The sequence below is a fragment of the Longimicrobium sp. genome (genome assembly GCF_036280135.1).
Taxonomy (GTDB): Bacteria; Gemmatimonadota; Gemmatimonadetes; order Longimicrobiales; family Longimicrobiaceae; genus Longimicrobium.
Genome location: NZ_DASURI010001001.1, coordinates 1 through 10,292 on the forward strand (window position 1 = coordinate 1; position 10,292 = coordinate 10,292).

The window sequence follows — 10,292 nt, forward strand, 5'->3', positions numbered from 1 at the left end:
GTGGCGCTCGGCGGCGGCGGCCAGGCGCCGCGCGTCACGGGCGTCGTCCGGGCCCAGCACCACGGAGGGCACGCCGGCCAGCAGGGGGCCGAACAGCTCCCAGACGGAATCCACGAAGCCGATGGCGGTCTTCTGGCAGCACACCTCGCCGGCGGCAAAGGGGTGCGCGGCCTCCATCCAGGCGCAGCGGTTCACCACGCCGCGGTGCGTGCCGCCGATGGGCTTGGGCGTGCCCGTGGAGCCGGAGGTGTACAGCAGGTACGCCAGCCCGTCCGGCGCGGCGAACCGCGCGGGCGCCGTGGCGTCGGCCCCGTCGACCGTCGCGGCGGCCGCGTCCAGGTCCAGGACGTCCGCGTCCGAGACGGGGAGCGTGGCGCGGTGCGCGGCGTCCGTCACCACGACGGGGGCGCCGCTGTCCGCCAGCATGTACGCCAGGCGGTCCGCGGGATACGACGGGTCCAGGGGCAGGTACGCGCCGCCAGCCTTGAGCACGGCCAGCACGGCCGCGGCGTACTCCGGCGAGCGGTCCAGGTGAATGCCCACCACCGTCTCCGCGCCCACGCCGCGGGCCTGGAGCACGCGCGCCAGCCGGTTGGCCCGCGCGTCCAGCGCGCCGAACGTGATCGTCTCCTCGCCGGCGATGAGGGCCACGGCGTCGGGCGCCGCCGCCGCGCGGGCCTCGAAGCGCTCCGCCAGGGTGCCGTCCGCGTCGGCGTCGGCGCCGGCATGGGCGCCGGCATCCACGTCGTCCGCGGCGCCGGACGCGCTCCACGCCCCCAGCACCCGCGCGCGGTCGGCGTGGCCCAGCAGCTCCAACTCCGCCAGGGGGGCGTCGGGGCGGGCCGCGATGCCGTCGAGCAGGGTGTCGAAGCCGCCCAGCCAGGCGCGGACGGTGGCCTCGTCGAAGAGGTCGCTGTCAAAGTCGCAGTACAGCGACAGGGCCGTGGGCTCCTCCACCAGGTTCACGTTCAGGTCGAACTTGGCCGCCCCCGTGAAGTTGCTACGCACGGTGGCCCGCAGCTCGCCCAGGCGCAGCTCGCCGCCGTCGCGCCGGTCCACGTTGAACATGGCCGAGAACAGGGGCGGGCGGCTGGGGTCGCGCCGGGGGTACAGCCGCTGCACCAGGCGGGGAAACGAGAACGACTGGTGCTCCAGCGCGCGGGCCACGGAGCGCCGCACCCGCTTGGCGTGCTCCACGAAAGGGACGGCGGGCTCCAGCCGGCCGCGCAGGGGGAGCACGTTGATGTTGTAGCCCACCAGCTCCGTGGCGCCGGCGTGCTCCGCCTGCCCGGCGGAGGGAATGCCCACCACCACGTCGTCCTGCCCGCTCAGCCGCCCCAGCCAGAGCTGAAAGGCCGAGAGCAGCACGTGAAAGACGCTGAACCCGTTCTGCCGGCAGAACGGCACCAGCCGCTGCACCAGGCCGTCGGAGAGCGTCATCTCGATGCGCTCGCCGCGGTAGGCCCGCACGGGCGGGCGGGGGCGGTCCGTGGGCAGCTCCAGGGCGGGGACGCCGTCGGCGAACTGCGCGGCCCAGAACGCCTCGGCCGCGGCCATGCGCGCCCGGTGCCCGGGCCCGGCCTGCGCGCGGGCAAAGTCGGCGTAGGCGCTCAGGGGGGGCAGGCCGGCGTCGCGCCCCTCGCGGGCGGCCGCGTACAGCTGCCCCAGCTCGCGCAGCAGGATGGTGAACGACCAGCCGTCCATCACCGCGTGGTGCGACGAGATGGCCAGCACGTGCTCGTCCGCCCCCGCCGTGGCCAGGCTGAAGCGGGTAAGGGGGCCGGCCTCCAGGTGGAACGGGCGGCGCACCTCGCGCGCGATCCACGCCTCCACGGCCGCGGCGCGCCCTTCGGCGGGCTCGCCGGAAAAGTCCGCGTGGGTAAAGTCCACCTCGCAGGCGGGGGCAATGCGCTGCTCGTCGCCCTCGGGGCCAAAGGTGGTGCGCAGGGTGTCGTGGCGGTCCGTGAGGGCCTGGGCCGCGCGGTGCATGGCCTGGGGCTGCACGGGGCCGCGCAGGTACAGGGAGATGGACTCGGTGTACGCCCGCGCGGCGGCCTCGCCCATCTGCGACTCCAGCCACAGCTGGCGCTGCCCCTCGGTCATGGGCACCACGCGCACGCCGTCGTCGCGCCACTCCGGCGGGGGGGCCGGCTCCGGCGCGGGGGGGATGAGCCCCCCGCGGCGCAGGGCCTCGGCGCTGCGGCACACGGCCTGGAACACCGTCTCCACGTCCTCGTCCGTGTGGGCCAGGGACAGGAAGCCCGTCCCCGTCTCCAGCTGGACGTAGACGCCCTCCAGGATCATGTGGTGAAGGAACAGCTCCGGGAACTTGATGTCGCCGCCCAGGAAAAAGCGGAACACGGAGCCGAAGCGCACGGCCGTGATGGGGTACGCGCCCGCCTCGAAAAAGGCGTTGCAGCGGTCCACCAGCCCGGCGGCGCGGGCGTTGAGCCCCTCGTACATCTCCGGGCCGCGGCGGCGGATCTCCTCCATGATGGCCACCACCACGCCCATGGAGAGCGGGTGCTTGAAGAAGGCGCCGGCGAACAGGGTGCGCGAGCCCGTAGGGTACGAGTCGTCGCCGTAGCTCCACAGCCCCCCGTCAAAGACGCTCATCACCTCGCGCGTGCCGCCCACCACGCCCATGGGCAGGCCCCCCGCCACGATCTTGCCGTACGTCACCAGGTCGGCGTCCACGCCAAAGAAGGCCTGCGCGCCCCCGGCGCCGATGCGGAAGCCCGTGATGAGCTCGTCGAAGTGCAGCAGCACGCCCGCCTCACGGGTCATCCGCCGCAGCTCCTGCAGAAAGGCGCGGGGCTGGATGTCCAGCCGGCGGCTCTGCACGGGCTCCACGATCACCACGGCCAGCTCGTCCAGGTGCCGGGCCAGCGTCTCCAGCGACGAGGGCTGGTCCCAGTCCAGCAGCAGCACGTCGTCCAGGGGGAGCTGGCTGATGCCGGGGGCCGTGGGGCGCACGGCGCGGCGCTCGCCGCTGCCCAGGGGGCGCCCTTGCACGATGTCGCTCCACCCGTGGTAGCTGCCGGCGAAGTACGCCACCCGGGTGCGCCCCGTGTACGTCCGCGCGGCGCGGATGGCGCCCATGACGGCTTCCGTGCCGGAGTTGCAGAAGATGGCGCGCTCCACCCCGCCCAGCTCGCAGACGAGCTCCGCGGCCCGGCCGGCCAGGGGCGACTGCGGGCCCACGCCGTAGCCGCGCTCCACCTGCTCCTGGATGGCGCGGGAGACGAAGTCGGGGCCGTGGCCAAACAGGTTGCACCCGTAGGCCATGCCGATGTCCACGTACCGGTTGCCGTCCGCGTCCCACACGTACGCGCCCCGGGCGCGGTCGCCCACGATGGGGTAGGCGATCTCCTTGAGCACGCGGCGAAACCGGGCCGTCACGCGGCCGTCGGCCAGGGGCAGGTGGTAGCGCACCTGGTGGGCCTTGGACGCCCGCGTGCGCTCCGTGTAGCGGGCGATGAAGTCGTCCACGAACGCCTTTTGCTCCGGCGTCATCCCCCCGGGCCCGTCGGTGTTCATGGGCTGGTGCGCCACGAACGTCTCCGGCTGGATGCGGGCCCGCGGCGACTGCGGAACGGCCGCGGACGCGTCCGCCGAAGCCGCGTCAGCCGAAGCCGCGTCAGCCGAGGCCGCGTCAGCCGGAGCCGTGTCGGCCGAAGCCGCGTCAGCCGAGGCCGCGGACGCCTGCGGAACGGCGGACGGCGCGGACGCGGGGAGGGCGGCGGGGGCGGCCGTCTCGCCGCGCAGGGCGGCAATCTGGTGCTGCATCACCTGCAGCTGCTGCGCGATCACCCGCTCCAGCGCGCCCTCGGACCCGGGGGCCGGCGGCGCGGCGGCCGCGGCGAGGGGGGCCGCGGCGGCGGGCGGCGGCGCGGGGTAGAGGGCGGGGGGCGCGGGCACCCGGGGCGACGCGGACGCCGCGGCGGGCTCCGGGGCCGGGGCTTCGGCCGGGACGGGGGCGTGGGGCTGCCTGCCGTTTCCGTTTCCGTTCATCACGACCTCCGGGGGGAGCGCGCCGTCCAGGTGCCGCGCCAGGGCGTCCAGCGTGGTGATCTCTTCCAGCAGCTCGATGAGCGACACCCGCACGCCGATCCCCTTTTCCACCTGCTGGATGGCCTGCAGGAGGAGGAGCGAGTCGATCCCCGCCTGGAAGAAGTGGACGTCCGTGGCGATGAGCTCCGGCTGGATCCCCGTCAGCTCGGCGGCGATGGCCTTGAGCCGGTCCAGGATGGCGTCCTGGCGCGAGGCGGTGGCGACTGGATTGTCCAACACGTCCGGTCCTTTCTGGTGGCCTCCGTTGGCCGCGTGCGCGGCCGCGTTCGCTTCGGTCTCCGTCTCCATCTCCCGGAGGGCCGCGGCCACCCCGGCCCGCGGCGCCGCCGCCTCCACGGCCGCGGGCCCCGGCGGCGCGCCCTCCCCTTCCGGGGCCTGGGCCCGGGGCGGCTCCGGGGGCGCGGCGGCCGCGGCGCGGGGCGCGTCGACCCAGTAGCGCCTGCGCTCGAACGGGTACACGGGCAGGGGCACGCGGCGGCGCCGCTCGTCCCCGCCGAACGCCGTCCAGTCCACCGGCACGCCGGCCGCCCACAGCCCGCCCAGCGTCTCCAGCACGAAGCGCGGGTCGGGCACGCGGTTGTGCGGGTGGCGCAGGGAGCTGAGCACCACCGGCGCCTGGGCCGCGCCGCCGGCGGGGTGCTGCATGGCCCACGCGCCCAGCGTCTGCCCGGGGCCCACCTCCAGGAACACCCGGCCCGGCTCCCCGCGCAGCGTGGCGATGCCGTCCGCGAACCGCACCGGCTGGCACAGGTGGCGGCCCCAGTAGGCCGGCGAGCGCGCCTCGTCGTCCGTGATCCACGTCCCCGTGACGTTGCTCACGAAGGGGATCTCCGGCGCGCGCAGCGTGAACCCGGCCACCAACCGCTCCAGCTCCGCCGCCACGGGCGCCATCATCCGCGAGTGAAAGGCGTGGCGGGTGGGCAGGCGGCGGCTCACGGTCCCGCGGGCGGCCAGCTCGGCCTCGAACGCCTCCACGGCGTCCACGGGGCCGGCCACCACGCAGCTTTCCGGAGTGTTGACGGCCGCCAGGTCCAGCCCCGGGGGCAGGAGCTCGCGCAGGGCGGCCTCGCCCAGGGGCACGGCCAGCATGGCGCCCGCGGGGAGGCCGTCGATGAGCCGGGCCCGCAGCGCCACGAGCGTGAGGGCGTCGCGCAGCGTGAGCACGCCGGCCACGCACGCGGCCACGTACTCGCCCAGCGAGTGGCCCAGGAGGGCGGCCGGGGCCACGCCCCAGCTCGTCCACAGCGCCGCGAGCGCGTACCCGGTGACGAAGACGGCGGGCTGGGCGAAGCGGGTGTCGTCCAGGGGCGAGGGGGCGGCACCCTCGCCGCGGGCCAGCATGCCGCGCAGGTCCCACCCGCCGCCCGCGGATGCGGACGCGGACGCATCCGCGTCACCCCCGGCGGCGGGGCCGGCGGAGAACATCACCTCGCGCAGGTCCGTGCCCAGCACGGGGGCCAGCAGGGCGCAGCACGTGTCCACGGCCGCGCGGTAGGCGGGCTCGGCGTCGTACAGCCCGCGGCCCATGTCCACGTGGTGCATCCCCAGGCCGGGGAACAGAAAGGCCACGGGCCGGTCCGCGCGGGGCACGGCGGACGAGGGGCGGCCGGAGGCCTGCCGCAGCCGGGCGGCCGCCTCGGCCCCGTCGGCGCAGACCACGGCCAGGCGGTGCTCCATCTCGCGCCGCCCCGCCCGCAGGGTGAACGCGGCGTCGGCCAGGGGGGGCGCCTCGCGCTCCAGGTGGTCCGCCAGGTTCTCGGCGGCGGCGGCCAGGGCCGTGGCCGTGCGGGCGGAGACGACGAGCAGCTGCAGCGCCCGCGAGGGGCCCGAGGGCTCCGGGGCGGGCGCCTCTTCCAGCACCACGTGGGCGTTGGTGCCGCCCAGCCCGAACGACGAGACGCCCGCGCGGCGGGGCGCGCCGCGGCGCTCCCACGGCCGCAGCTCCGTGTTCACGAAGACGTGGCCGCCGGACGCCTCGATCTGGGGGTGCGGGGTGGCGACGTTGAGCGACGGGGGGATCTCGCCGTGGGACAGGGCCAGCACCGTCTTGATGAGCCCCGCCACGCCGGCGGCCGCGTCCAGGTGGCCCACGTTGCTCTTGACGGAGCCGATGGCCGTGGGCGGGCCGCCGCCCCGGGCCAGCACCTGGCTCATGGCCGTGAGCTCGATGGCGTCGCCCAGGGGGGTGCCCGTCCCGTGCGTCTCCAGGTACTGCACGGTGCCGGGGTCCACTCCCGCCACGGACCACGCCTCGGAGAGCACGCGGGCCTGGCCGGTGACGCTGGGGGCCGTGTACCCCACCTTTTGCGCGCCGTCGTTGTTGATGGCGCTGCCGCGGATGACGGCGTGGATGGTGTCGCCGTCGGCCAGGGCGTCGTCCAGCCGCTTGAGCACCACGAGCCCCGCGCCGCTGCCCCCCACCGAGCCGCGGGCGTCGGCGTCGAAGGCGCGGCAGTGGCCGTCGGGGGAGAGGATGCCGTCCGGGGCGTACAGGTAGCCGCCCCGCAGGGGGAGCTGGATGGAGACGCCGCCGGCCAGGGCCACGTCGCACTCGGCGTTCAGCAGGCTCTGGCAGGCCAGGTGCACGGCCACGAGCGAGGTGGAGCACGCCGTCTGCACGGCCAGGGCGGGCCCCCGCAGGTTGAGCCGGTAGGAGACGTTGGCCGCCAGGTGGTCCTTGTCGTTGCCCAGCGAGATGCGCGTCATCCCCACGGCCCGCACGAGCGACGGGGTGGAGGCCAGGTTGAGCACGTAGGTGTTGGTGCCGCCCCCCGCGAAGATCCCCACGGGCGCCTCCACCCGCGCCGGGTCGTACCCGGCGTGCTCCAGGGCCGCCCAGGCGCACTCCAGCAGCACCCGGTGCTGCGGGTTGAGCACCTCGGCGTCGCGCGGGGTCAGGCCAAAGAGCGTGGCGTCGAAGGTGTCGGCGCCCCGCAGCTCGCCCTTGACGGGGACGAAGTCGGGGTGGTCCAGCAGCCGCGGATCCGCCCCGGTCTCCAGCAGCGCCTCGCGGCTGAAGCGCGAGACGGACTCCACCCCCGCCCGGAGGTTGCGCCAGAACGCGTGGACGTCGTCGGCGCCGGGAAAGCGCCCCGCCATCCCCACGACGGCCACCTCGAGCCCCGTGCGCTCCTCTCCCGGACCAGTTTCGTGCTCTGCCATGCTGCGGGTCCAAAAACGTTAGTTTAGCCGGCCGGGCATCCGGGACCCCGCGCCGGGGGGCGCGGGCGGCCGGGTGTGCCCGTGGGTTGCGGCGGAAAAGGGGTCCGCGCGTGAAGACCGGTCCGGCCGGCGGGAGACGGAACGCCCGTTCGCTCACGGATTCCGCCACAAGCATGTCCTTCAAACGTTTACACCAGGGCGTTCCTCTCGCGCCACCGGTGCCACGGATCTCGTTCGCGGCAGGGTCCCCGGCGCGGCGCCGGGGAGCGCCGCGGCCCCGGGGCGGCGCGGGACGACGCCCACCCGCCGGGAAAGAAGCAGTCCGCCTATCGGAAGATGACTAAAAATCTCACCTCGCGGCGAAGTCCCGTCAACCCCCGACACCCTTCACTCGCCACTTTTCTCCACAATGGGCGGCCGATGCACGTCCGGCCCCGCGCGGACGCCCTTTTCGGCCCGCGCGGGCGGGACGGGCGCGGCGCCCGTCCCGCCCGCCGTCAGCGATCCCGGCGCCGGGCCTGCGCCCGCCGGGCCAGGGCGGCCTGCCGGGCGCCGCCCCGCGCCTCGCCCTCGTCCACGGCCGCGGCGTCGGAGGCGCCCTGCAGGCGGGCCGCCAGCGCGCGGACGGTGGGGTACTGGAACAGCTCCACCACCGGCACCTCGCGCCCCAGCTCCGCCGTGAGGCGGGCCTGCAGCCGCACCAGCAGGAGCGAGTGGCCGCCCAGGTCGAAGAAGTTGTCTTCCACCCCCACCTCCTCCAGCCCCAGCAGCTCGCGCCACACGGCGGACAGGCGGGCCTCCATCTCCGTCTCCGGGCGCAGCCGCGCGCCCCCCGGGGCCGCCGCCGCGGGCGCGGGAAGGGCCCGGCGGTCCAGCTTGCCGCTGGCCGTGAGCGGCAGGGCCGCCAGGGTCACGAAGGCCGCGGGGACCATGTAGTCCGGCAGCGCCCGCCGCAGCCGCGCCCGCAGCCCGTCCGCGTCGGCCGCGCCCACCACGTACGCCACCAGCCGGGGGCCGCCCGGCCCGTCGCCGCGGACGACGACGGCGCAGTCGGCCACCTCCGGCGCGCCGCGCAGGGCGCTCTCGATCTCGCCCAGCTCGATGCGGAAGCCGCGGACCTTGACCTGGAAGTCCACCCGGCCCAGGTACTCCACCTCGCCCTCCGCCGTCCACCGCGCCCGGTCGCCCGTGCGGTACATCCGCGCGCCGGGATCCGCCGAGAACGGATCGGGGACGAACTTCTCCGCCGTGAGCGCGGGGCGGTCCAGGTACCCGCGGCCCACCTGCACGCCGCCGATGTACAGCTCGCCCGCCACCCCCACGGGGACGGGGTTGAGCGCCCCGTCCAGCACGTGGATGCGCGTGTTGGCCACGGGGCGGCCGATGGGGACCGTCCGCCGCTCGCGGGGCTCGGCGGCCCAGTACGTCACGTCCACCGCGGCTTCCGTGGGCCCGTACAGGTTGTGGATGCCGGCGTGCGGCAGCGCGTCCATCACCCGCTCCACCAAGTCGTACGGCAGCGCCTCGCCGGAGCAGACCACGCGGCGCAGGGACGTGCACCGGCCCGCCACCCCCGCGTCCACGAACGCCTGGAGCATGGAGGGGACAAAGTGCAGGGTGGTGATCCCCTGCCCCGCCACGAGATCCGCCAGGTACGCGGGGTCGCCGTGCGCGCCGGGCTTCGCCAGGACGAGCCGGGCGCCCGTCATCAGCGGCCAGAAGAACTCCCAGACGGACACGTCGAAGCTGAACGGCGTCTTCTGCAGCACGACGTCCGACGCGTCCAGCCCGTATTCGTCCTGCATCCACCGCAGCCGGTTGACGATGCCGCGGTGCGCGTTCATGGCCCCCTTGGGCCGGCCCGTGGATCCCGACGTGTAGATGACGTACGCCAGCTGCTCCGGCGACACGTCGATGTCCAGCGGCTCCGCGGACTGCGCCGCGATGGCCGCCCCGTCGGCGTGCACGCGGACCACGCGGGCCCCGTGCGGCGGCAGGGCCTCGGCCAGGCGGTCCTGCGCCAGGAGGACGGACACGCCCGCGTCCGCCAGCATGTAGGCAATGCGGTCCGCCGGGTACGACGGATCGATGGGCACGTACGCCCCGCCGGCCTTGAGCACGCCCAGCAGCGCGATCACGAGCTCCGCCGAGCGCTCGGCGCACACGCCCACGCGCGTCTCCGCGCCCACGCCCAGCCCGCGCAGATGGCGGGCGAGCTGGTTGGCGCGCCCGTCCAGCCGGGCGTACGTCAGCGTCTCGCCGTCGAGCTGCACGGCGACGGCGTCCGGTGTCTTTCGCGCCTGGGCCTCGAAAAGGCCGTGGAGCGACGCGCCGGGGTCGTAGACGCGCTCCGTGGCGTTCCACCCCGCCAGCAGCTCCCGTTCGCCGTCGTCCAGCAGGCGCACGCCGGCCAGGGGCCGCCCGGGGTCCGCGGCCACGGCGCGCAGGAGGGTGGTGAAGTGCCCCAGCATGCGCTGGATGGTGGCCGGCTCCCACAGCTCCTCGCGGTAGGCGAGCGAGCCGGCCAGGCGGCCGCCCGTCTCCGTGAGGGTAAGGTGCAGGTCGAACTTGACGGCCTCGGCCCGCACGGCCAGGGGCTCGGCCCGCAGCCCGCCCAGGCGCAGCGCCTCGCGGGTGTTGTTCTGCAGGGTGAACATGGCCTGGAAGAGGGGTGTGCGGCTCAGGCTGCGCTCCGGCGCCAGCTCCTCCACGAGCTTTTCGAACGGGATGTCCTGGTGCTGGTACGCGCCCAGGGTGGTCTCGCGGACGCGGGCCAGCAGGTCGCGGAAGGTGTCGGCCCCCGCGAGCTCCGTCCGCAGCACGAGCGTGTTGACGAAGAAGCCGATGAGCCCCTCCGTCTCCACCCGCGTGCGGCCGGCCGTGGGGGTGCCCACCGTGACGTCGTCCTGGCCGGCGTACCGGGCCAGCAGCAGCTGCCAGGCGGCCAGCAGGGTCATGAACAGGGTGGCGCCCTCGCGCCGCGACAGCGCCTGCAGCAGGCCCGTGGTCCCGGCGTCCAGCACCAGGGGCACGCTGCCGCCGCGGTCGCCCAGGGC

At 75.5% G+C, this 10,292-nt stretch carries 2 protein-coding genes; both read right to left on the reverse strand.

Annotated features, from left to right (window positions below):
- The coding region (locus VFZ20_RS32080; protein ID WP_329688060.1) for an aminotransferase class III-fold pyridoxal phosphate-dependent enzyme at positions 1-7,236 on the reverse strand (7,236 nt) is incomplete at its 3' end.
- 497 nt (positions 7,237-7,733) lie between these two features.
- The coding region (locus VFZ20_RS32085; RefSeq protein WP_329688061.1) for an amino acid adenylation domain-containing protein at positions 7,734-10,292 on the reverse strand (2,559 nt) is incomplete at its 5' end.